General features: G+C 65.9%; 18 protein-coding genes, 1 tRNA gene and 1 pseudogene. 10 read left to right on the forward strand and 10 right to left on the reverse strand.

What is annotated here, in order from left to right; all coding sequences use genetic code 11:
* Positions 1 to 32: 32 nt before the first annotated feature.
* The 4 genes from flaJ to cgi121 all read left to right on the forward strand — a co-directional run bounded on the left by flaJ (position 33) and on the right by cgi121 (position 5940).
* A complete protein-coding gene (gene flaJ, locus ACZ45C_RS03425; protein ID WP_460562728.1) occupies positions 33 to 1769 on the forward strand; it encodes an archaellar assembly protein FlaJ in 1737 nt (578 codons plus the stop codon).
* Between the two features lie 129 nt (positions 1770 to 1898).
* Positions 1899 to 2768, forward strand: a complete 870-nt coding sequence (htpX, locus tag ACZ45C_RS03430) for a zinc metalloprotease HtpX (protein ID WP_460562727.1) — start codon at positions 1899 to 1901, stop codon at positions 2766 to 2768.
* 86 nt (positions 2769 to 2854) lie between these two features.
* The gene (locus ACZ45C_RS03435; RefSeq protein ID WP_460562726.1) at positions 2855 to 5314 is read left to right on the forward strand and encodes an ATP-dependent DNA helicase; all 2460 of its coding nucleotides are present in this window, start codon (positions 2855 to 2857) and stop codon (positions 5312 to 5314) included.
* A gap of 116 nt (positions 5315 to 5430) precedes the next feature.
* Positions 5431 to 5940, forward strand: coding sequence for a KEOPS complex subunit Cgi121 (gene cgi121, locus ACZ45C_RS03440; RefSeq protein ID WP_460562914.1), 510 nt, complete (start codon positions 5431 to 5433; stop codon positions 5938 to 5940).
* Positions 5941 to 6082: 142 nt separating this feature from the next.
* Here cgi121 and ACZ45C_RS03445 read toward each other — a convergent pair.
* A tRNA-Gln gene (locus tag ACZ45C_RS03445) sits at positions 6083 to 6155 on the reverse strand.
* A 199-nt stretch (positions 6156 to 6354) separates the two neighbouring features.
* Here ACZ45C_RS03445 and ACZ45C_RS03450 point away from each other — a divergent pair.
* Complete coding sequence (locus ACZ45C_RS03450) at positions 6355 to 6957, forward strand: IMP cyclohydrolase (RefSeq protein WP_460562725.1); 603 nt, start codon at positions 6355 to 6357, stop codon at positions 6955 to 6957.
* A gap of 69 nt (positions 6958 to 7026) precedes the next feature.
* Here the strand turns inward: ACZ45C_RS03450 and ACZ45C_RS03455 are convergent, their stop codons facing one another.
* From ACZ45C_RS03455 to tatC, 4 genes are all read right to left on the reverse strand, one after another.
* Positions 7027 to 7422 (reverse strand): helix-turn-helix domain-containing protein, encoded by a 396-nt coding sequence (locus ACZ45C_RS03455; protein WP_460562724.1) that lies wholly within the window; start codon positions 7420 to 7422, stop codon positions 7027 to 7029.
* A gap of 64 nt (positions 7423 to 7486) precedes the next feature.
* A complete protein-coding gene (locus tag ACZ45C_RS03460; RefSeq protein WP_460562723.1) occupies positions 7487 to 7726 on the reverse strand; it encodes a hypothetical protein in 240 nt (79 codons plus the stop codon).
* Positions 7727 to 7781: 55 nt separating this feature from the next.
* Positions 7782 to 8468, reverse strand: a complete 687-nt coding sequence (locus tag ACZ45C_RS03465) for a DUF5828 family protein (RefSeq protein ID WP_460562722.1) — start codon at positions 8466 to 8468, stop codon at positions 7782 to 7784.
* A 76-nt stretch (positions 8469 to 8544) separates the two neighbouring features.
* The gene (gene tatC / locus ACZ45C_RS03470; protein WP_460562721.1) at positions 8545 to 9651 is read right to left on the reverse strand and encodes a twin-arginine translocase subunit TatC; all 1107 of its coding nucleotides are present in this window, start codon (positions 9649 to 9651) and stop codon (positions 8545 to 8547) included.
* A 121-nt stretch (positions 9652 to 9772) separates the two neighbouring features.
* Here tatC and ACZ45C_RS03475 point away from each other — a divergent pair, with 121 nt between their 5' ends.
* From ACZ45C_RS03475 to ACZ45C_RS03490, 4 genes and pseudogenes are all read left to right on the forward strand, one after another.
* Positions 9773 to 12013 (forward strand): twin-arginine translocase subunit TatC, encoded by a 2241-nt coding sequence (locus tag ACZ45C_RS03475; RefSeq protein ID WP_460562720.1) that lies wholly within the window; start codon positions 9773 to 9775, stop codon positions 12011 to 12013.
* 71 nt (positions 12014 to 12084) lie between these two features.
* A complete protein-coding gene (gene uvrA, locus ACZ45C_RS03480) occupies positions 12085 to 15039 on the forward strand; it encodes an excinuclease ABC subunit UvrA (RefSeq protein WP_460562719.1) in 2955 nt (984 codons plus the stop codon).
* A gap of 85 nt (positions 15040 to 15124) precedes the next feature.
* A complete protein-coding gene (gene hisS, locus ACZ45C_RS03485; RefSeq protein ID WP_460562718.1) occupies positions 15125 to 16447 on the forward strand; it encodes a histidine--tRNA ligase in 1323 nt (440 codons plus the stop codon).
* Between the two features lie 17 nt (positions 16448 to 16464).
* Positions 16465 to 16788 (forward strand): annotated as a pseudogene (locus ACZ45C_RS03490) (CBS domain-containing protein); the annotation flags it as partial.
* Between the two features lie 34 nt (positions 16789 to 16822).
* Here ACZ45C_RS03490 and ACZ45C_RS03495 read toward each other — a convergent pair.
* The 4 genes from ACZ45C_RS03495 to ACZ45C_RS03510 all read right to left on the reverse strand — a co-directional run bounded on the left by ACZ45C_RS03495 (position 16823) and on the right by ACZ45C_RS03510 (position 19328).
* The gene (locus tag ACZ45C_RS03495; protein ID WP_460562717.1) at positions 16823 to 17245 is read right to left on the reverse strand and encodes a DoxX family protein; all 423 of its coding nucleotides are present in this window, start codon (positions 17243 to 17245) and stop codon (positions 16823 to 16825) included.
* Positions 17246 to 17332: 87 nt separating this feature from the next.
* A complete protein-coding gene (locus tag ACZ45C_RS03500; RefSeq protein ID WP_460562716.1) occupies positions 17333 to 17926 on the reverse strand; it encodes a DJ-1/PfpI family protein in 594 nt (197 codons plus the stop codon).
* Positions 17927 to 18153: 227 nt separating this feature from the next.
* Positions 18154 to 19065, reverse strand: coding sequence for an acyltransferase (locus ACZ45C_RS03505; protein ID WP_460562715.1), 912 nt, complete (start codon positions 19063 to 19065; stop codon positions 18154 to 18156).
* A 53-nt stretch (positions 19066 to 19118) separates the two neighbouring features.
* A complete protein-coding gene (locus tag ACZ45C_RS03510; protein ID WP_460562714.1) occupies positions 19119 to 19328 on the reverse strand; it encodes a hypothetical protein in 210 nt (69 codons plus the stop codon).
* A gap of 130 nt (positions 19329 to 19458) precedes the next feature.
* Between ACZ45C_RS03510 and ACZ45C_RS03515 the strand changes: the two genes are divergently transcribed.
* Positions 19459 to 20532 carry an aldo/keto reductase gene (locus ACZ45C_RS03515; protein WP_460562713.1) on the forward strand — a complete coding sequence of 358 codons (1074 nt, stop codon included), beginning with the start codon at positions 19459 to 19461 and terminating at the stop codon, positions 20530 to 20532.
* Positions 20533 to 21361: 829 nt separating this feature from the next.
* Here the strand turns inward: ACZ45C_RS03515 and ACZ45C_RS03520 are convergent.
* Entirely contained in the window at positions 21362 to 21721 is a 360-nt protein-coding gene (locus ACZ45C_RS03520) for a winged helix-turn-helix transcriptional regulator (protein WP_460562712.1), read from the reverse strand.
* Between the last annotated feature and the right edge of the window lie 158 nt (positions 21722 to 21879).

Consider the following 21879-nt stretch of genomic DNA (forward strand, 5'->3'; position numbering starts at 1 on the left):
TACCACGGTGAGAAACGAGGTCATCACAGCCGATGGCAGTGAAAGAGGTCGGTAACGGGCTCGCAACCGCGGCCGATCTGACCGCGGACGTACTCGAGTCCTACGAGAAACTCGACATCTCGAAGGGGCAGTACGTCGGCTTCGTGCTGGCTCCGTCGGTGCTCGTGTTCCTCGTGAGCGTCGTCGGCCTGTTCGTCCTTCCGCTGCCGCTCGCGGCGCGGGTCCCGATACCGATGTTCGGCGGGCTCGTGTTGGTCGCGGCGGTCATCTATCCGAAGATCTATCTCAGCAGTCTGGAGACGAATATCGACAATCAACTGCACCTCGTGATGACGCACATGACGGTGTTGTCGACGACGAACATCGATCGGATGGAGGTGTTCCGAACGCTGGCGCGCGAAGAGGAGTACGGCGTCGCGGCCGAGGAGATCCGCCGCGTCGTCCACCTCGTCGACACGTGGAACCAGAGCCTCGACGACGCGTGTCGTCGTCGGGCCGAGGAGGTCCCCTCCGAGGCGATGGCCGACTTCTTCGACCGGCTCGGCTACACGATGGGCGCGGGGCAGTCGCTGGAGGAGTTCCTCGTCTCCGAACAGGACGTGATGCTCGCGAAGTACGAGACGCTGTACGAGTCCTCGCTGTCGAACCTGGAAGTGATGAAGGACCTGTACATGTCGATGATCCTCTCGATGACGTTCGCCTTGGTGTTCGCCATCGTGCTTCCGATATTGACCGGGAACGATCCGACTGCGACGGTGGCGGCGGTCATCGTGCTGTTCGTCTTCGTCCAACTCGGCTTCTACGCGATGATCCGCGCGACCTCGCCGTACGATCCGATCTGGTTTCATCCGGACGAGCGCGCTCCCGGCGACATGAAGCTCTGGGCCTCGCTCGGGATCGGCGGTGGGCTCTCTTTTGTGATCATCGGAATCACGGCCGCCGGGATGTTCGGGTACGGACCGGGACTCCCCGGACTCCTGTTTTTCGTCGACGACGTGCGGCTCCCGCTGTACCTCGCCGTGCCCGTCTCGCCGCTCATCATCACCGGTGTCGTTCTGCGCCGCGAAGAGCAGGCGATCACGGCTCGCGACGGTGAGTTCCCCTCGTTCGTGCGGGCGCTCGGGGCGACCGAGAGCGCGAAGCAGTCGACGACGACGGACGTGTTGACGACCCTGCGTGAGAAGAACTTCGGTGACCTCTCACCGGCTATCGAGCGACTCTACAGGCGGCTCAACATGCGGATTAGTACCGAAGGAGCGTGGCGCGAGTTCACGTTCGACACGCGGTCGTACCTCATCCAGAAGTTCTCGGAGATGTACCTCATCGGCCGGCAGATGGGCGGAGATCCGAAGATGCTCGGCGAACTGATCTCGAAGAACATGAACGCCGTGAACCAGCTTCGCGAGCAGCGCCGACAGGCGGCGATGACGTTCATCGGGCTGTTGTACGGGATCACGGCGGCCGCGACGTTCGCCTTTTTCATCGGGCTGGAGATCGTCGCGATTCTGGCCGAGTTGACGGCCGACTTTGGGCTCGAACAGATGGACATCGGGCAGATCGTCTACCCCGGCGCGTACGACATCCCGCTCATCGAGTACCTCCTCCTCACCGTCGTACTGTTCAACGCCGCGCTCTCCTCGCAGATGATCCGGCGGATCGACGGTGGGAACCCCGCGAACGGGTACATACACTTCGTCCTCTTGACGTGGCTCGGCGCGGTGACCGCGATCGCGACCCGAACGCTCGTCAACGCGATCTTGTCCATCTGACCTGCGCCCATCCGACCGGTCTCGTCACGATCCCGACACGCGCTCTCTTTCGACCGAGCGCGCCGTCGGCCCCACGCGCCGCCTTGCCGCTCCGGCAAGCTTTAACGCCGCGAACGGTAACTCACGGGCATGGACTGGCAGACCGACTGGGGACTCCGTGGGCGGATGGCGTTCACGATGTTCCTGCTTTTCGCCCTCTACGTCGTATTTGTGGGTGTTCTGAGCCTGTACTTTCAGAACTTCCTCTTCCCGCTTGTCATGCTCGGCGGGTTCTCGATCGCCCAGTACTTCTTCAGCGACAAGCTCGCCCTACGGAGCATGGGCGCACGCGAGGTGAGCGCCGACGAGTACCCCGACCTCCACCGTCGGATCGAGCGTCTGAGCCAGCAGGCAGACCTCCCGAAACCGACGGTCGCGGTCGCCGACACGCAGGTTCCGAACGCGTTCGCGACCGGCCGGAACAAGAAGAACGCGACGGTCGCCGTGACCACGGGCCTGTTGCGCTCGCTCGACGAGGACGAACTCGACGGCGTGCTCGCCCACGAACTCGCGCACGTGAAGAACCGGGACGTGATGGTGATGACCATCGCGTCGTTCCTCTCGACTATCGCCTTCTTCATCGTCCGGTGGGGCTGGCTGTTCAGCGGCGACAACCGACAGGGCGCGCCGGTCATCGTCGCGATCCTCGTGTCGATCCTCGTCTGGATCGTTTCGTTCCTGCTGATCCGCGCACTCTCGCGGTACCGCGAGTACACCGCCGACCGCGGGGCGGCGATGATCACGGGCGAGCCCGGCGCGCTCGCCTCCGCGCTGATGACGATCGACGGTCGGATGGACCGCGTTCCGAAAGAGGACCTGCGACAGGAGGCGGAGATGAACGCGTTCTTCATCATCCCGATCAGGGCCGGGTTTGTCGGTAAGATCGCCTCGACGCACCCGTCGACGGAGAACCGAGTCGAGCGGCTTCGTGAGCTGGAACGCGAGATGGAAACGGCGTAGGCCTCGTCGCACCCGTTCTCTCACCGCCCGTGTGACTCCATCCGCTTCCGACGATTTAAATCGGAGCGACGCCCACCTCTCTCGTAATGCAACCGAGTTCGCTCTCCGGACTCCCCACGGGCGTCGGCGAGGCGCTCGAAGCGGAGGGCGTCGCCGAACTGTACCCCCCGCAGGCGGCCGCGGTCGAGGCCGGCGTCGTCGACGGCCAGAGTCTCGTCGCCGCGGTGCCAACGGCCTCCGGGAAGACGCTCATCGCCGAACTCGCCATGCTCTCTGCAGTCGAACGCGGCGGCAAGGCGCTGTACATCGTCCCGCTGCGCGCGCTCGCCAGCGAGAAGAAGGCGGAGTTCGAGCGCTGGGAGGACCACGGGGTCACGGTCGGCGTCTCCACGGGGAACTACGAGTCCGACGGCGAGTGGCTCGCGAGCCGCGACATCATCGTCGCCACGAGCGAGAAGGTCGACTCGCTGATCCGCAACGGCGCGCCGTGGATCGACGACCTCACCTGCGTCGTGAGCGACGAAGTTCATCTCGTCGACGACTCCCACCGCGGTCCGACGCTCGAAGTGACGCTCGCGAAGCTCCGGAAGGTGAACCCCGATCTCCAGACGGTCGCGCTCTCCGCAACCGTAGGCAACGCAGACGTGATCGCCGACTGGCTCGACGCCGAACTGGTCGAGTCCGACTGGCGGCCGATCGACCTCCGGATCGGCGTCCACTACGGCAACGCGATCGACTTCGACGACGGGAGCAAACGGGAGGTGCCGGTCGACCGCGGCGACGACCAGACGCCGCGGCTCGTCGCCGACGCGCTCGACACCGAGGAGGACGGACGGGGCGGTTCCTCGCTCGTCTTCGTCAACTCCCGGCGCAACGCCGAGACGTCGGCCCGGAGGCTCACCGACGTGACCGGCCCGCGGCTCACTGACGACGAGCGAGACCGGCTCCGCGAGCTCGCCGAGGAGATCCGCGGTGTCTCCGACACGGACACCTCCGGGGATCTGGCCGACGCCGTCGAACGGGGAGCGGCGTTCCACCACGCCGGCCTCGCGAGCGAGCACCGGTCGCTCGTCGAGGACGCGTTCCGCGACCGGCTGATCAAGTGCGTCTCCGCGACGCCGACGCTCGCCGCCGGCGTCAACACTCCCGCCCGTCGGGTGATCGTCCGCGACTGGCGGCGATACGACGGGGAGTTCGGGGGGATGAAGCCGCTCGACGTGCTCGAAATCCACCAGATGTGCGGGCGCGCGGGGCGGCCCGGACTCGACCCGTACGGTGAGGCCGTGCTGCTCGCGAGCGACGCCGACACCAGAGACGAACTGTTCGAGAGGTACGTCTGGGCGGAGGCCGAGCCGGTCCGCTCGAAGCTCGCGGCCGAGCCCGCGCTCCGGACCCACGTGCTCGCCACCGTCGCCTCTGGATTCGCCTCCACGCGCGACGGGCTGATCTCGTTCCTCGACAACACCCTCTACGCGACGCAGACCGACGACGACGGTCGACTCGTCTCGGTCACCGACACCGTCCTCGAGTACCTGAAGGTCAACGACTTCGTCGAAGTCGACCGCGGCGGCGGAACCGAGAGCCTCTCCGCGACCGGGATCGGTCACACCGTCTCGCGGCTCTATCTCGACCCGATGAGCGCCGCGGAGATGATCGACGGGCTTCGACGAGCCGGCGGGGCGGACGAAGACGACGGCGCAGGCGAGTTCGTCCGAACCGCCGCAAACGACGACCTCGAATTCGGCACGTACGCGCGAGCCGACGAGAGTGACGGGGGCACCCCCTCCGACAGCACCGGAACCCACGAACCCGACACCGTCGACGAGACCCCCGACGCGTCCTCGTCTTCAGACGTGACGCCGCTCGGCCTCTATCACCTCGTCAGCCGCACGCCCGACATGTACGAACTCTACTTGAAATCGGGCGACCGCGAGGAGTACACCGAACTCTGCTACGAGCGAGAACCCGAGTTCCTCGGAGACGTGCCCTCCGAGTACGAGGACGTGCGCTTCGAGGACTGGCTCGCGTCGCTGAAGACGGCTCGCCTGCTCGAAGACTGGGCCACAGAGGTCGACGAGGACCGGATCGCAGAGCGGTACGGCGTGGGACCGGGCGACATCCGCGGGAAAGTCGAGACCGCCGAGTGGCTCCTCCGCGCAGCCGAGACGCTCGCGGGCGACGTCGAGGACGTCGACGGCGACGTCGTCGTCGCCGTCCGCGAAGCCAGAAAGCGGATCGAGTACGGCGTCCGCGAGGAACTGCTCGACCTCGCCGGCGTCCGGAACGTCGGTCGGAAGCGCGCTCGTCGGTTGTACGAGGCCGGCGTCGAGAGCCGCGCGGACCTCCGCGAGGCCGACAAGGCCGTGGTGCTCGGCGCGCTGCGCGGACGCGAGCGGACCGCGGAGCGGATCCTCGAACACGCCGGCCGCGAGGACCCGTCGATGGAGAACGTTCGTCCCGACAGCTCGGCATCCGCCGCGGCGACGGCCGGCTCCGCGAGCGACGACGACGGCGAGGGTCAGGCGAGCCTGGGTGATTTCCGGTGACGACTGGACGCTCCGAGACGGCCGGTGACCGGACCGCGACCGTCCGGGTCGACGGAGGGACGACGGCCGTCGACCCGCCCGCACCGCCGTGCCGACTCCGAAACGGCACCGCGACCATAGACGACCTCGACGCGTTTCTCGACACGCTCTCCGAGATCGCGATGGAGACGGGGGCAGTCGTGCAGGCGTTCGATGCCGACCTCGTCGTCTCGGAGACGCATCTGCGCGAGGCGACCCGCCTCGCCGCCCGTGCCATCGCTCGCGGCGAGGCCGTCGCCCGCGACCCGAGCGTCGAGATTCTCCTGTACGCCGCCGGTCGCCGTCAGATCGACCGAGCGCTCCGGCTCGGCGTCTCCGACGGGGAGAACCGCGTCGCGGTCCTGCTCGCCGATTTCGGCGCCGTGTCGGGTGCCGACCGCCCGTCGGCCGACCTCGGTGCGGCCGCAGCGGCGGTCGACGCGCGCACGACGTTCACTCCGACGGACGACCGTTCGACGGGGACGGCGTTCGACGCGGATCGCGTGCGTGACGTCTTCGACGTCGGTGACCGCGAGTTGGGAGTGGTCGACGGCGACCTCGCTGACATCGTCCGTGAGCGCGTCGCGCTGCTCGATGTCGAAAAATAACTGCAACTCTTCGTTGACCCCTTCTGTTCGAGTGGAAACCGCACTACGTAGCGGTGATATCGTTCCACTTGAAATAACCAACATATCGGATAGCGAGCCACGGATGGCGGTGCTCAGAGCCGGGCGGAGCGGACCGCGAGAATAGTCCATCCTGGATTCGAACCAGGGTCGAAGCCCCCAGAAGGCTTCAGGATTGGCCACTACCCCAATGGACTGTGCACTCTCGGATAGCCCGTCGGTGTTTGTAAGCGTTCCGCGTTGGCGGCACTCTGCTAGCCGTTCACAGAGTGGGCGGTCTCGTCGGCCGATTGTGCAGCCTCGGCCGACCGTTGATCGTATCCCCCGCTCACATATCTGATCGACAAACGTGGACAGATCGATGCGTTTTAGCGGGATCAATCGTCACGATGATGTATGTACGTCGGACGATTCGTCGTCGTCGCTCCCGGAACCGGCGCGTATCGCGTCTCCTCTCGGTCGTTCCCGAACCGTCGCGTGATCGACCGCGGCGGGGTTCTCACCGTCGGCCCCACGCCGGACGCACCCGAGACGGACAACCCGTACGTCTCGTACAACTGCGCGCGTGCGGTTCGCACGCCGACCGATGAGTCGCTCGCCGTCGTCGGAAACGGCTCGCACGTCGACCCGATCGCGGAGAAACTGGAGTTGGGATATCCCGCTCGCGACGCGCTCGCGACCGCACTGCTCGCGCTCGATTTCGAGAAAGACGACTATGACACCCCGCGGATCGCGGGCGTCGTCGGCGCCGATGCCGCGACGATCGGGACCGTCCGCCGAGACGCGCTGCTCGTCCAGGCCGTCGACGAACCGACGATCGTCGCGACCTACGAGACCGACAGTCCGGAACCGTACGCGCTGGAGGCAGCGGACTCGACGGACGCGGGGGCCGCCGCGACGGAGGTTCTGACTGCCGATTTCGAACACCCGGTGTGTGCGGCCGGCGCGACCGTCGACGCCGACGGTGTCACGCTCGCGTTCGACAACGATACCTCGTAGCCCGCCGTCGCGGCCGCGTTCGGCCGGACCGGCGGACTCGCGTCCGACGCCGGCTCTCGTCTCCCCCCGTCACTGTTGGTCCGTCTTGTCGCCGCCGGTGTCGGGATCGAACCCGTCGATCGCGGCGTGAACGCCCTCTACCCACTCGTCGAGCGCGTCGTGGAGCCTGGTCTTCGCTTCCGCGATCGGAATCGCGGTGTACTGGTAGACGTACCCGCCGGAGTCGAGGAGCCGCCGACGGCGTTCGACGAGCCCCTTCTCGCGCAGCGTCGACAGCGAACGGTTCACGTTCGATCGGTCTCGATCGAGGGTCGCCGCGAGTTCGGCGACGGTGCTTCCCGGGTGATCGAGCAACACGAGGTACGTGCGGCTCTCGTGGTCGCGAACGCCGAACACGCAGGAGAGCACGTGTTGGAACGAGGGAGACACGTCGCCGACGAGGTCCTCGATCTCGGGGTCGCTCATGGGCGTCGTTCGACCCCCCTCGAATTAAACCTCGGTGTCTCGGCCGACCCGATCTCGGCGCGGATCACTCCGCGGCCGCGTATCCCATCTGGTCGAGACAGCCGCGCATCTCGGACTCGTCGGCGTGACGATGGAGGTTCGTCGGCGTGTCGCAGTGGTACGTCTCCCCGTCGTATCGGAGGACGACCTCGTGGGACCCGCCGGCGACCTCGACGTCGAGGAGGATCCGCCGACCGTCGTTGAGCGCGTCTATCAGTTCGTCGGCCGACAGTTCACCGGCTTCGACCCGAAGCACCTCACTCATGGATTCCGTTCGTCGGTCCGGAAAGTAAATCCGTTCGATGCGCTCGACCGCACTGTCACGTCGTCGTCGAGTCCGGCCCCCCCTCGGTTTCGGGCGGTTCGACGCCCTCGGCGGCGGCCACGTCTTCAGTTCGCTTCTCCGCTTCGACGTGCCAGCGGTCGATCTCCGACTCGTACTCGGCGAGGATGTCGCTCACTTCGGCTTTGAGGTCGTCGTCGTTGATGTTCACCTCGAAGACGAACGTCTCGCCGTCCTCGCCGCGGCCGACCTCCTGTACGTTGGCGCTGACGAGTTCGTTGTCGAAGTAGTACGGTGCCATCTGCGTCATCACCTTCCGGTAGACGGTGTCTTCGACCTTCCGGAGCGCCTTGCGGCTCGCGGAGTCGGCCGCGCGAGCGACGTGTTCTATCGACTCGCCCCAGCGCTCGACGGCGCTTTCGGTGTCGTTCTCTCCGACCTTCTCGTAGGACTCCGTGAGCTTCTCTCCGGCCGTCTGCAGGTCGTCACCGGGCGTCTTTCCGGCGCGTTCGCCTTCGCCTTCGCTGACGGATGCCTGCTCTGCGGTCTTGGCCGACACGTCCTCGTCGATCCGTTCGTGCGACTTCGGCCGCCAGTCGTCGAAGTCGTGATACGCGTCTCCGTCGATCCCGGACTCGCGGAGCGCGAGCGCGATCCGCTCGCCGTGTTCGACGACATCGACCCAGTCGCCGCGAACCTTGAACCCGGAGATGCTCTCTTCCATCGCGTGGCCCCCAGTAGGAATCGGACCGACATAAGTCTCCCACCCGACGGGTCGGAGCCGCCCGCGCCGGACCGGTCTAGTTCCCGGTCCAGCGCAGGATCGCGAGCGTCCCCTCGAAGAGGACGATCATGGTGAGCGTCACGATGATCGGGGCCATCCCGGTCGGGTCGGGACTGAACAGGAAGGCGATCCCGAGGAACGACCCCCAGAATATCAGCCGTTTCGCCTCCAGCCACTCCCGGGTGACGAGGTTCATCATGATAGCGAGCATGATGAAAAGCGGGATCTGGAACACGATCGCCATGAACGCCAGCATGATGACGATCAGGTTGAACGTCTCCGCGAGCCCGAAGGCGATCGTCGCGGCGTCCGAGGTGTAGGTGGTGAAATACGAGAAGATCGCGGGCAACACGAGGAAGTGCGCGAACGCGATGCCGATGCCACCGAGCACGAGACTCGTCGGCACCGCAGCGAGGTAGTACCGCCGCTCGTTTGGGTACAGCCCCGGCTTCATGAACCGGTACGTCTGGTAGACGAACGCCGGGAGCCCGACGACGACGCCCGCGAGCCCGGCGACCTTCAGACGGGTGAGCGGCAGTTCGAGCGGGCCGTACAGCCGCGGCCGGTTCTCCATCGGTGCGGGGATGTGGTAGCTCCAGAAGTAGTTGATAAGCTCCGTCGACTGCGCCACGACGACGAGCGTTGCGATTCCGCCGAAGACGAAGACGACCGCGAGCCGCCGCATCATCTCCTCGATGTGATCCGCGAGCGGCATCTCTTGGTCCGATTCCGGCGCGTTGAAGCCGCCGACCTCCCCCTCGTCGGATGACTCGCCGGTGCCGCCGTCGCCGTCGGCGTCTTCGCCGTCGTCATCGCTTCCGGCCGTATCGTCAGCCGTCCCGCTCTCGGTTTCCACGGGGTCGGTGTTTTCCCACCGCGCGGACCCGTCGTGTCTGTCGAGCGGAGTCAACTCGGCGGACTCGGACTCGTCTTCCGCCGAACCGTCGGCTGGAGACGCGGATTCGTCGGTAGTGGTCTCGTCGCTCCCGACGTCGTCGGTGGCAGGTTCGTCGGTCTCGTCGGAATCCGCCGCGGTATCGCCGCTGTCGGCCGTCCCGTCGTCGCCGACCGCGTCGTCTGCCGGAGCCGAGGGATCCTCGCGCGACCGGTCCGAGTCGTCCATTCACTCTCCCTACGAAACCGGGCGACTATAGGCCTTTTCGGATAGACGCGAGCGACGGGAGCGACGCGGAACTCGCACGCGGTCGAAAAGGTTGATAACGGCGACGGACTTCGACTCCCGTATGGCGAGTGCCCTCGACGAGGATACCCAGCAGTCGCTCGCGGCGGGCCGCGAGTCGGCGAAGGCGTTCCTTCGGTCGATCCAGAAGGATCTCCAGAAGGTGTTCATCGTCTTCCTCCTCGGCTTCCTCGCGACGTTCTGGGCGCTCCGCACGTTCGTCTGGGACTTCCTTTATACGGTCACCAAATCGAACATGTCCCCCGCGGTTGCCGCCGAGGCCGACGTCATCGCCACGACCCCGTTCGAGGTCATCCTGCTCCAGGCGAAGATCGGGCTGATAGTCGGCGCGATCACCGCCGTTCCCCCGCTCATCTACGTCTCCCGCTCCGAGCTTCGCGCCCGCGGCGCGTGGCCGCAGTCGCCGATTCCGCGCTGGAAGCTCGCCGGGATCGCCCTCCTCGGAGCCGGGCTCTTCGGCGTCGGCGTCGCCTACGGCGTCTACGCCTTCTTCCCGATCATGTTCTCGTTTCTGGCTGGGTTCGGGCTGGAGGCCGGCATCCAGCCGACCTACTCCATCGTGATGTGGACGGAGTTCATCGTCTTCCTCTCGCTGTCATTCGGGCTCGCCGGACAGATGCCGCTCCTGATCACCGGGCTGTCCTACTCGGGTATCGTCCAGTACGAGACGTTCCGAGACAAGTGGCGTTACGCGGTGGTCGCCATCTTCGTCTTCGGTGCCGTCTTCTCGCCGCCCGACCCGTTCACGCAGCTGATGTGGGCGTTCCCGCTCGTGGCGCTGTACGGCTTCAGCCTCTACCTCGCGAAGCTCGTCGTCACGGCCCAACGCAGTTCGGACCGCGTCGACGTGCTCGGCGCGGCTCGGAACCACTGGAACGTGGTCGGCGGTGCGGCCGTCCTCGGCGGCGGACTCGTCTACGCGTTCTACGAGTACGGGGGTCGCGCGGCCGCCAACGGCCTCCTCCGGCTTGCCAACAGCGACTGGCGGTTCCTCGAACCCGGCGCGGGGATCGGGACCGACCCCGCCACCGCGCCCGGGGCGTACGTCGCCGCGTGGGCGCTCGCGTTCGTCGCCGTCGCGACGCTGTGGGCCGTCTACGCCGACCTCGACACGACGAGTCCGGGGTATCAGTACGGTGATCCGACCGCGCTCGACGTCGGCGACCTTGACGCCGCCGGGGTCCGCGCCGCCCCCGACGACGTCTTCGAGCAGATGGACGAATCGGAGTCGCTCGGACTCGCGCAGGCGGCGATCGACGACGACGACCCCGAGAAGGCGCAGGCGATTCTTGACCGGTACGACGCGGTCGCCGACGCGGACGACGGGGACTCGGGAGCCGACGGGAGCGCGGACAGCGGTGCGGGCGGTTCCGATGGCAGTGGCGGTGCGGGCGGTTCCGGCGACGACGGCGGATTCATGGGAGCGATGCAGAACCGCACCTCACGCGCGAGCACGACGTTCCTCTCGGAACTCACGGACGGCGAGGAAGAAGAGGCGGAAGACGACATCGGCGGCTACTACACGGACCTGAAGTTCATCTTCGACTCGCTGCGCTCGCGCTCGTTCCGGCTCGTCGCCGTCTTCGGTGCGGTGATGGCGGCCGCGTTCACGTGGCTGTACCTCGGCGGGCTCGCGACGGTCCGCAACGACCTCGAACGCCGCGTCCCCGCGGAGATAGACGGCGGGATCAACATCATCACGCTCCATCCCGTCGAGGCGCTGATCTTCATGGTGAAGTTCTCCGTCCTGCTCGGGATAATCGCCGTGTTCCCGGTGGTCCTCTACTACGTGTGGCCCGCGCTCCGCGAGCGGGGGTTCGTCGCCGGCCGGGTCTACCAGGTGTACCTCTGGGCCGGCGCGCTCGGTGCCGGCCTCGTCGGCGGCTTCGCGCTCGGCTACGCGTACATCGCTCCCGGGCTCATCGGGTGGCTCGTCACGGACGCGGAGCTGGCGAACATGATCATCACCTACCAAGTAAGCGACTTCCTCTGGCTCGTCATCTACACGACGATCGGGATCGGGTTCCTCGCCGACATCCCGATCGCGATGGTCCTTCTGAACAACGCCGGAGTCCCGTACCGGGCCTTCCGCCGACGCTGGCGCGAGGTCATAATCGGCATCATGCTCGTCGCGGCGGTGTTCACCCCCGCCGACGTGATCACGATGCTGCTCGCGACGGTGCCGCTGATGATCGCGTACGGCGTCGGGGTCGGCGTCCTCTTCGTCGTCACGCTCGGGGGACGTCGCGACCTCTCGCCGCCGGCGGAGTTCGTCGGCCGGTGACGCGTCACGCGCCGTGACGCCCTCCCCGCGACCGACGAGTATTCCCGCGCGCGACCGCAAGAGACGGTGAAATGAGCAAGGACTACATCGAGGTCCGCGGCGCGGAGGAACACAACCTCACGGACCTCGACGTCCGGATCCCGCGCGAGGAGTTCACCGTCGTCACCGGGCTCTCCGGATCGGGGAAGTCGTCGCTCGCGTTCGACACCGTCTACGCCGAGGGGCAGCGCCGCTACATCGAGTCGCTGTCCGCGTACGCCCGCAACTTCCTTGGACAGATGGACAAACCGCAGGTGGAGTCGGTCGAGGGACTTTCTCCCGCCATCTCCATCGACCAGAAGAACGCTGCGAACAACCCCCGATCGACCGTGGGGACCGTCACCGAACTGCACGACTACCTCCGGCTTTTGTACGCCCGGATCGGCGTCCAGTACGACCCCGTCACGGGCGAGGAGGTCGGCGAGCAGTCCGCACAGGACATGGTCGCGCAGATCCTCGAACTACCCGAGGGGACCCGCGCGAAGGTCGCCGCGCCGGTCGTCCGCGACCAGAAGGGGGCCTTCGAGGATCTCTTCGAGGACCTCGTGAGCGAGGGGTACGCCCGCGTCGAGGTCGACGGCGAGCCCGTCGATCTGACCTTGGACGACCCCGAACTCGACCAGAACTACGACCACACGATCGACGTGATCGTCGACCGGGTGAAAGTGAGCCCCGACGCCAGATCGCGGATCACGGACTCCGTCGAGACCGCGCTGGAGGAGGCCGGCGGCGCGCTCAAGCTGATCGTCCCCGACCCGCCGGAGGACGTCCCCTTCGCCTCCAACGCGCGTTCCACGGGATCGCTCGCCGAGGACGCCGACGGCGACGACCGGCTCGTCGTGGAGTTCTCCGAAGAACTCGGAAACCCCAACTCAGAGTTCCAGTTCTCGGCTATCGAGACGCGGTCGTTCTCCTTCAACAGCCCGTACGGCGCCTGTCCGGAATGTGAGGGGCTCGGCTCGACGAAGGAAGTCGACGAGGACCTCGTCGTCGTCGACCCTTCGAAACCCCTCAAACACGTGTTCGAGCCGTGGAGCTACGACCGCACCTACTACTCCCGACAGCTCGACAACGTCGCTGACCACTTCGGCGTCTCGCTTTCGACCCCCTTCGAGGAGCTCGACGAGTCGATCCGGCGACAATTCCTCTACGGCACCGACGAACTCGTTCACTTCGAGTGGACCACGAAGAACGGCACTCGCGAGAAGACCGAGCGGTTCGAGGGCGTCATCCCCAACTTGGAGCGCCGCCACGTGGAGACCGACTCCGAGCGCGCTCGCGACCACATCGAGGAGTACATGGCCGTGACGACGTGCTCTGAGTGCGACGGCACGCGGCTGAAAGCGCAGTCGCGACACGTCCTCGTCGCGGGCACGCCGATCACCGAGGTGAACCGCATGTCCATCGCCGACGCCCGCACGCACTTCGAGGGACTGGAGGCGGTGCTCGGCGAGCGCGACACGAAGATAGCCGAAGAGATCTTGAAAGAGATCCGCGCGCGGCTCGGCTTCATGGAGGAGGTCGGCTTAGAGTACCTCACACTCGACCGCGAGGCCTCGACGCTTTCGGGCGGTGAGAGCCAGCGCATCCGGCTCGCGACGCAGGTGGGATCGGGGCTCGTCGGCGTCCTCTACGTGCTCGATGAGCCCTCGATCGGGCTCCACCAGCGCGACAACGACCGGCTGCTCGACACGCTCACCGGCCTGCGCGACCTCGGGAACACCCTGATCGTCGTCGAACACGACGAGGAGACGATGCGCCGGGCCGACGAGATCATCGACATGGGTCCCGGACCGGGCAAACGCGGGGGCGAGATCGTCGCGCAGGGCGATTTCGAGGAGGTGCTCGAGAGCGACGAGTCGATCACCGCGGACTACCTCGCCGGTCGGAAGTCGATCCCGGTGCCCGCAGAGCGCCGCGCCGCGGACGGCGAACTCGTCGTCCGCGGCGCGCGCCAGCACAACCTCGCGGACCTCGACGTGGCGATCCCGCTCGGGACGCTCACCGCGGTCACCGGCGTGTCGGGCTCGGGGAAGTCCACGCTCATCAACGACATCCTCTACAAGGGGCTCGCCCGCGAGATGAACGACAACACGAGCGTCGATCCCGGCGAGTACGACGCCATCGAGGGGATCGACCAGATCGAGACGGTGCGGCTCATCGACCAGTCGCCCATCGGGCGGACGCCGCGCTCGAACCCCGCGACGTACACTGACGTGTTCGACCACGTCCGCGAGCTGTTCGCGGAGACCAAACTCTCGAAGCGGCGCGGCTACGAGAAGGGGCGGTTCTCGTTCAACGTGAAGGGAGGCCGCTGCGAGGAGTGCGGCGGCCAGGGGACCGTCAAGATCGAGATGAACTTCCTCTCGGACGTGTACGTCCCCTGTGAGGAGTGCGGCGGGGCCCGCTACAACGACGAGACGCTCGACGTGGAGTACAAGGGGAAGACGATCGCCGACGTGCTCGACATGAGCGTCGAGGAGGCGTACGACTTCTTCGAGAGCCACCAGGGGCTCAAACGGCGACTGAAGCTGCTCAAGGACGTCGGGCTCGACTACATGGTGCTCGGCCAGCCCTCCACCACGCTTTCGGGCGGGGAGGCCCAGCGCGTCAAACTCGCCGAGGAACTCGGCAAGCGCGCGACCGGTGACACCCTCTACCTGCTCGACGAGCCGACCACGGGGCTCCACAAGGAGGACGAGCGGAAGCTGATCGACGTGCTCCACCGGCTCGTCGACCGCGGCAACACGGTCGTCGTCATCGAACACGAACTCGACCTCGTGAAAAACGCCGACCGCGTGATCGACCTCGGTCCGGAGGGCGGCGACGGCGGGGGAGATCTCGTCGCCAGCGGGACGCCGGAGGCGGTGGCCCGCGAGGACGACTCGCACACCGGTCGGTACCTCCGCGACATGCTGCCAGCCGTCGAGATCGCCGGGCCGCGCGACGACCGTCGGAAGCCAGCGGCGGCGACCGACGACGACTGAGCGACGACGCTCGCCGGGGACGCCTCCCCGCGCGACGACGCCTCGAAGGGATGGTTTCAAGCGGTCGGTCGCCGAACTCGCGTCCATGCACGACGGACTGAAAGGATTTCGCGACTTCTACCCGGGCGAGCAATCCGCTCGCCGGGCGGTGACCGACGCGATCGAGGGCGCCGCGGGTCGCCACGGCTTCCGCGAGATCGCGACGCCGGCACTCGAACGGACCGACATGTACGTCGACAAGTCCGGCGAGGAGATCGTCGACGAGCTGTACGCCTTCGAGGACAAGGGCGGCCGCGGCGTCGCGATGACGCCGGAACTCACTCCCACCGTCGCCCGGATGGTCGTCGCGAGGGGTCAGGAGCTGTCGAAGCCGATCAAGTGGATGTCGACCCGTCCGTTCTGGCGCTACGAACAGGTCCAGCAGGGTCGGTTCCGCGAGTTCTACCAGACGAACATCGACGTCTTCGGGTCGTCAACGCCCGAGGCGGACGCCGAGGTGCTCGCGGTCGCCGCCGACGCCCTGACCGATCTCGGACTCACCGGCGACGACTTCGAGTTCCGCGTCTCGCACCGCGACATCCTCGGTGGGCTCGTGCGGGCGCTCGCGGCCGACCCCGACGCGGTCGACACGGCGGCCGCCATCCGCGCGGTCGACAAGCGCGCGAAGGTCGACGACGGCGAGTACCTCGGACTCCTCTCGGACGCCGGGCTCGCTCGCGACACCGCCCGCGAGTTCGACGATCTCATCTCTGACGTGGACTCTCCAGCCGATCTCGACGCAGTCGCCGAGGCGGGCGGCGCGGACGTCGAGGCCGCGGTCGAGAACCTCCGGAACGTGCTCGAGGCCGCCGACGATTTCGGCGCGGGCGAGTTCTGTGAGATATCGCTGACGACCGCCCGCGGGCTCGACTACTACACCGGCGTCGTCTTCGAGTGCTTCGACTCGACCGGCGAGGTGTCCCGCTCCGTTTTCGGCGGCGGCCGCTACGACGACCTGATCGAGAGCTTCGGCGGCCAGCCGACGCCCGCCGTCGGCGTCGCGCCCGGTCACGCCACGCTCAAGTTGCTGTGTCAGCGCGCCGGCGTCTGGCCCGACGAGGAGCTGACCACCGATTACTACGTCCTCTCGGTCGGCGACACGCGCGCGGAGGCGGCCGCGGTCGCCCGAGACCTCCGCGCGATCGACGACAGCGTGGTCGTCGAAGAGGACGTCTCCGACCGCTCGTTCGGCGCACAGCTCGGCTACGCCGACTCGATCAACGCCGAGACGGTCGTGATCGTCGGCGAGCGAGACTTAGAGAACGGCGAGTACACGGTGAAAGACATGGAAAGCGGAGACGAGACGACCGTCCCCGTCGACGCGTTCCCGCCGGAGTCCGGCCGGCCCACGTACGAGGACTACGAGTAGTCCCCGAACTCGGCGTCGATACCGTTCCTCAGCGCTTTTCAGACACGCGCGTCGGGGCCGATCTCACCGACTTCGAGGGGATCGTGTACGCGCCGTCGATCGTGAGCCGTTTCGAGGACCTCCGGGAGGGCGACCTGACGTTCGCTGATATCGCCGCCCCGCCGATGACGCTCGCGGCGGAGACGAGCGTCAGCGACGCCTTCGATCAGTTCCAGGCGGAGGGTCAGGAACTCGCGCTCGTCCTGCACGACCGTGAGATCGTCGGCCTGGTGACCGCGACCGACGCGCTGGAGGCGGTGATGGGACAGCTCGAAGACCCGCTCGACGCGGGCGATCTGTGAGCGACGGATCCACTGTGCGGCCGGGGTAGCCGCCCTACTTGTACGCCTCTCGCAGGAACACCAGCGCCCCGCCGAGCATCGCGAGGTTACCGAAGAAGGCGAGCCGCTCTCCGCTCTTGTCGTCCTCGTCGGCGTTCCAGAAGTCGTGCATCGTCGCGGTCACGCCGACGAGGAACGTGACCGCCGCACCGGTCGCGACTCGTGGGAGCCGCCAGAGCGCGATACCGGCCCCGGCAGCGACCATCGCTCCGGAGGCGAACGGCGCGGCGACCTCCGGGAGCGGGACTCCGGCCGACTCGGCGTACTCGATCGTGTCTTCCATGTCGCGGAAGTCTTCTGTCGCCTGCGCCGCGAGGCCGATTCCGAGGAGCACTCGTCCGAGCCGCGAGGGGGCGTCGCGTCCGCCGTCGGCCGCACCGACCGGATCCGCCCTACCGTCTTCGTCGTTCTCGGTCATACGTCGAGTAACGACAGCACACACCATAAATCGGGGTGGCGAACGTCTCTGCGGTCGCGGGACCGCTCCGATCCCGCGGCCGCGGCGTCAGTCCGCGGTCGCCGCCTCCGAGGCGTGGTCGATCTCCGTGCCGAGGAGGTCGAGGAACTGCGCGATCCACTCGGGGTGGTCGGGCCACGCCTGTCCGGTGACGAGGTTGCCGTCCGTGGTGACCTCGTCGACCCACGAGCAGCCGGCAGCCTCCACTTCGGGTCTGACTGCGGGGTACGCGGTGATCTCGTAGCCGTCGAGCACGCCCGCGGCCGCGAGGATCTGCGGGCCGTGACAGATCGACGCGACCGGCTTGTCCGCCTCGAAGAAGTGGCGCACCGCGTCGAGCACCTCGTCGTAGCCGCGGAGGTACTCCGGGGCGCGTCCGCCGGGGACGACCAAGGCGTCGTAGTCGCTGGGGGTCACCTCGTCGAAGCCGTGAGTGAGCGCGAAGTCGTGTCCGCGGGTCTCTAGGTACGTCTGGTCGCCGCGGAAGTCGTGGACCGCGGTCTTGACGCTGTCGTCCGCTCCCTTCTCCGGACAGACCGCGTGGACCTCGTGGCCGACCGCCTGGAGCGCCTGAAACGGCACCATGATCTCGTAGTCCTCGCCGAAGTCGCCGACGATCATCAGGATCTGTGTTCCTGTCATGTGCGTATCACCACCTCGTACCACGCTCTCCGAGGAGATAACGATACTGACGGGTGGTACCACACCCCGAGCGGTAGCGATACCATCCAACGCAACTCGAAACGCATGCGCGTCTCTCACTACGCACGGAGAAGTCTACTACGCACGGAGAAGTCTGGCGCGGAGTCCCGCGGCGGTCGTCGGACACGGCGGTCGGACAGGCCATCAGATATCGCGCCGACTGCCCGCTACCGCTTCGGACTCGGTGGTCGACGGTCCCGCCCGAACTCGTCGAACACGTCGATCCCCTCGGGCAGGTCGTACTCGATCTCGCGCTCGTCCTGTCGGTCCGGGAGCCGACCGTCCTCCAGTTCGTCGGCGGTCTCTTCCCAGCCCGGCTTCACCCGGACGCTGCGCGCGGGGGAGCCGACGACGACGTGGTGGTCGGGCACGTCGCCCTGGACCACGGAGCGCGCGCCGACGACGCTGTTCTCGCCGATCCGGCAGCCCGCGCGGACCATCGCGTCGTAGGTGACGCGCGCGTCGTCCTCGACTTTCGTGTGGAAGTTGCGGACCTCGGTCTGGTCGACGAGGTCGTGGTCGTGGCTGTAGAGGTGGACGCCGTCCGAAATCGACGCCCGATCGCCGATCGTCAGCTTCCCGCGGTCGTCGAGGTGGACGTCGTCGTGGATCACCACGTTGTCGCCGATCTCGATGTTGTGACCGTAGGTGACGGAGATCCCCTTGAAAAAGCGGCAGTCCTCCCCGCACTCGGCGAAGAGGTGATCCCCGAGCATCTGACGGAAGCGGAGCGCGAACTCGACGTTGTCGGCCATCGGCGTGGCGTCGAACTGCCGCCAGAGCCACTGGAGGTACTTCGACTGCCGGAAGCGGTCCTCGTCTTTCTCGGCGTAGTACTCCGACTCGAGAGTCGCGTTACACGGATCGTACCCTTGCAGACGGACGCGTTCGGCCTTCGAGACCGACTCGCCGTCCCGCCACGCCTCCCAGCGCTCGCGGTCGCCGTGGAGGTCGATCAGCGTGTCTCGTACGACCTCGCAGGTGTCCTCGTCCGAGGAGAGTCGATCGTCCACCTCGTCGATAAACCCTCGGACCCCGGCCTCCGCACCGTCGGGCAGGGACACGTGTCGCTTTGTCATCGCCCGACCTTCGTCGCCATCCCTCAAAGGGATTCGGTTGTGCGAAGGCGATGTCAGGGGCAGTCGCCGACGTCGATTAATCCGTCACGGTCCGGAGTGATCCCCAACGCGCTGCCGACGAGCGTGAGCACGAGTACGAACAACACCGCGAACGCGAGACCCCTGAGGCCGTATCGGATGGTGAGGTCGGCGAGCGCGGCGGCGGCGATCACCGCGAGCAGGAAGGCGATCGCATCGAGCGCGTCGTGGAGGGACTCGTCCATGCGAGGACGCACGCTCGGGCGACGCGTATATTCACAGGACGGCATCCACCGGCGGCGTCTCGGCGAGCCGGCGTTACCGCGTCGCGGGAGTAACCGCACCCGCTAAGTGTCCCGATCCCGAAGGCGAGGTATGCAGCACCGCGAACTCGGGAACTCCGGCGTCGAGGTCTCGGAGATCGGATTCGGCGCGTGGGTCGTCGGCACCGACTGGTGGGGCGACCGCTCGGACGAACAGGCGATCGGCATGGTCGAGGACGCGCTCGACGCCGGCGTCACCTACGTCGACACGGGCGACGTATACGGCCACGGCGACAGCGAGGCGATCGTCGGGCGGGCGATCGACGGACGCCGCGACGAGGTGACGCTCGCGACGAAGATCGGCTACGACTTCTACAACAACCCGCAGGCCGGCCACGGCGAGCTTCCCAAGGAACTCGATCGCGACTACCTCGAAACCGCGTTCGAGCGCTCGCTCGACCGGCTCGACACCGACTACGTCGACCTGCTCCAGCTCCACAACGCGAACGTCGACGACGTCACCCCCGAGGTCCGCGACCTCCTCGCCGAGTGGAAGGCCGACGGCCGCGTCCGCGCGCTCGGCTGGGCGCTGGGTCCCTCCATCGGCTGGATCGCCGAGGGCGACGCCGCCGTCGAATACGGAGAGTTCGACGCGGTTCAGACCGTGTTCAACCTCTTCGAACAACAGCCCGGTCGGCACTTCGTCGAGAGGATCCGCGCCACCGATTCGGACACCTCCGTCATCGCTCGCGTGCCGCACTCATCGGGGCTCCTCAACGAACAGGTCACGCCCGACACTGTCCTCGAAGACGGCGACCACCGCTCGCACCGTCCGAAGGAGTGGTACGAGACCGGCTGGGAGAAGCTGGAGGCGATCCGCTTCCTCGAAGACCCGAACCACGCCGAGGGGACCCGCACGATGGCGCAGGCGGCCATCCGCTGGCTGCTCACACACGACGAAGTCGCCTCCGTGACGCCCACTTTCCGCGACGGCGACGACCTCGCCGCGTGGAGCGCCGCGAGCGACGTGCCCCCGCTGTCGGAGGCCGAGTACGCCCGCGTCGACGACCTGTACGCGCGCAACTTCGACACCGACCGCGACGACGGGATGGACGCGCTTCGAACCTCAGTCGCCGGCGACGACATCGAGGAGGCGGGCCTCGACAAGCGCGCAGCCTCGTACTGAACGCCACTCGGTTCGCACCCACCCGTTTCGCATCGAGATCGACGGACAGCATCGGTGTGATCCCGATAAATTTCACTTTCACTCCACCCGCGTGTGGCCACTGGGAACGATCACAGATGTCACTCGTGCGGACTGCTCGGAAGTGGTGGCTCGGTAGAAACCCGTCGTCACAAGGGGCTCAGTGGGGGTAACGGATCGTCATGGCCACCATGGACAAGTAACCAGTTGACGGGTATAAACTGTCCGTGATTCACTCTCTCGTTGTTTGGAAGATCCTTGCTTCTTTTTAAACACAACATCACCTGAGAAGTCGATCACCAGTAGCATTAATTCACAGCCACCAAAACATCGGAACCCATGAGTATCCGCACAGTACTTACTCGGCTACTGCCCAGTGACGAGAAAGAGGTAGTCGTGGAGTGCCGCCAGTGCGGTGAGAATCTTGCGTCGGGCGCAGATGAGTGTCCCCAGTGTGGATCAGATGAGATAGAACACTTTCAGATTTCAGAGTAGATAGCCGCGTTCGGGATGCCTCAGTACCCTTCAGACAGATCATTGTCTGAACGGCTGGTCACTGAAGAGTGCGAGCTTATCGATGTGATTCAATTTCGATGTGCGGGTTTCCATTCGCCTCTGAGATGATAGTAACCGTCAAGGTGTCCGTGTCGAACTGGAGGGTCATGCCGAGGTTATGGTTTTGGAACAGCCCATTGAGTGAATCTGTGCAGTTGCGTTCACAACTTCTAATAGGAATTCAACAGAGCCGTCTCACTCAATTACGTAGAGTTCCGAACAGGCTTCAGCTAACGGCTCTATGAACTACCGATTCTCAGGAACACTCAAGTTGATCTGATCCGTGCCGTTCCATCCATGTCTCTAATCCTCGAAAAACTGGCGTGAGATCGTTTACCATCTCTGTTTCTTCGTATTCTACTCGTGGAGGAATTTCGTCGTACTGTGTACGTTCAAGAAATCCAACTTCGACAAGTTCATCGAGTCGTCGAGAGAGTGTATTCGGCGAAAGTTCGAGCGAATCTTGAAGTTCGCCGAAGCGGATCGAATGCTTGTCTGTAGTGACAACTTCATTAAGGATTGCTAAGGTATGTGCCTTCCCCAGAAGTGAAAAGAGCGTACTCTCATCAACTCCTTCACCCTGTTTCGACCCTTGACTTCCTTTGCTCTCGCTCATAGTAACACTACGAAATTCGTAGTAATAGATCTTCCGGAGAAGAGTATCCTCAGTTGAGGATACTACAGGAGGAGCGAGTCACGTACTTCAGGTTTCAATTGAGACGGGTATGGATTGAAAAGTTGCTCCCTCACTTCCACTCTCGGTAGTAGCAACCA

The organism is Halorubrum pallidum, assembly GCF_055380345.1.

Excerpts from the sequence above, each read along its gene's own strand:
- hisS (WP_460562718.1), top strand. The coding sequence starts at position 15,125 with ATGCACGACGGACTGAAAGGATTTCGCGACTTCTACCCGGGCGAGCAA.
- ACZ45C_RS03475 (WP_460562720.1), top strand. The coding sequence starts at position 9,773 with ATGGCGAGTGCCCTCGACGAGGATACCCAGCAGTCGCTCGCGGCGGGC.
- ACZ45C_RS03460 (WP_460562723.1), bottom strand. The coding sequence starts at position 7,726 with ATGAGTGAGGTGCTTCGGGTCGAAGCCGGTGAACTGTCGGCCGACGAA.
- uvrA (WP_460562719.1), top strand. The coding sequence starts at position 12,085 with ATGAGCAAGGACTACATCGAGGTCCGCGGCGCGGAGGAACACAACCTC.
- ACZ45C_RS03515 (WP_460562713.1), top strand. The coding sequence starts at position 19,459 with ATGCAGCACCGCGAACTCGGGAACTCCGGCGTCGAGGTCTCGGAGATC.
- ACZ45C_RS03435 (WP_460562726.1), top strand. The coding sequence starts at position 2,855 with ATGCAACCGAGTTCGCTCTCCGGACTCCCCACGGGCGTCGGCGAGGCG.
- tatC (WP_460562721.1), bottom strand. The coding sequence starts at position 9,651 with ATGGACGACTCGGACCGGTCGCGCGAGGATCCCTCGGCTCCGGCAGAC.
- ACZ45C_RS03520 (WP_460562712.1), bottom strand. The coding sequence starts at position 21,721 with ATGAGCGAGAGCAAAGGAAGTCAAGGGTCGAAACAGGGTGAAGGAGTT.
- ACZ45C_RS03505 (WP_460562715.1), bottom strand. The coding sequence starts at position 19,065 with ATGACAAAGCGACACGTGTCCCTGCCCGACGGTGCGGAGGCCGGGGTC.
- ACZ45C_RS03455 (WP_460562724.1), bottom strand. The coding sequence starts at position 7,422 with ATGAGCGACCCCGAGATCGAGGACCTCGTCGGCGACGTGTCTCCCTCG.
- htpX (WP_460562727.1), top strand. The coding sequence starts at position 1,899 with ATGGACTGGCAGACCGACTGGGGACTCCGTGGGCGGATGGCGTTCACG.
- ACZ45C_RS03495 (WP_460562717.1), bottom strand. The coding sequence starts at position 17,245 with ATGACCGAGAACGACGAAGACGGTAGGGCGGATCCGGTCGGTGCGGCC.
- ACZ45C_RS03450 (WP_460562725.1), top strand. The coding sequence starts at position 6,355 with ATGTACGTCGGACGATTCGTCGTCGTCGCTCCCGGAACCGGCGCGTAT.
- ACZ45C_RS03465 (WP_460562722.1), bottom strand. The coding sequence starts at position 8,468 with ATGGAAGAGAGCATCTCCGGGTTCAAGGTTCGCGGCGACTGGGTCGAT.
- ACZ45C_RS03510 (WP_460562714.1), bottom strand. The coding sequence starts at position 19,328 with ATGGACGAGTCCCTCCACGACGCGCTCGATGCGATCGCCTTCCTGCTC.
- flaJ (WP_460562728.1), top strand. The coding sequence starts at position 33 with ATGGCAGTGAAAGAGGTCGGTAACGGGCTCGCAACCGCGGCCGATCTG.
- ACZ45C_RS03500 (WP_460562716.1), bottom strand. The coding sequence starts at position 17,926 with ATGACAGGAACACAGATCCTGATGATCGTCGGCGACTTCGGCGAGGAC.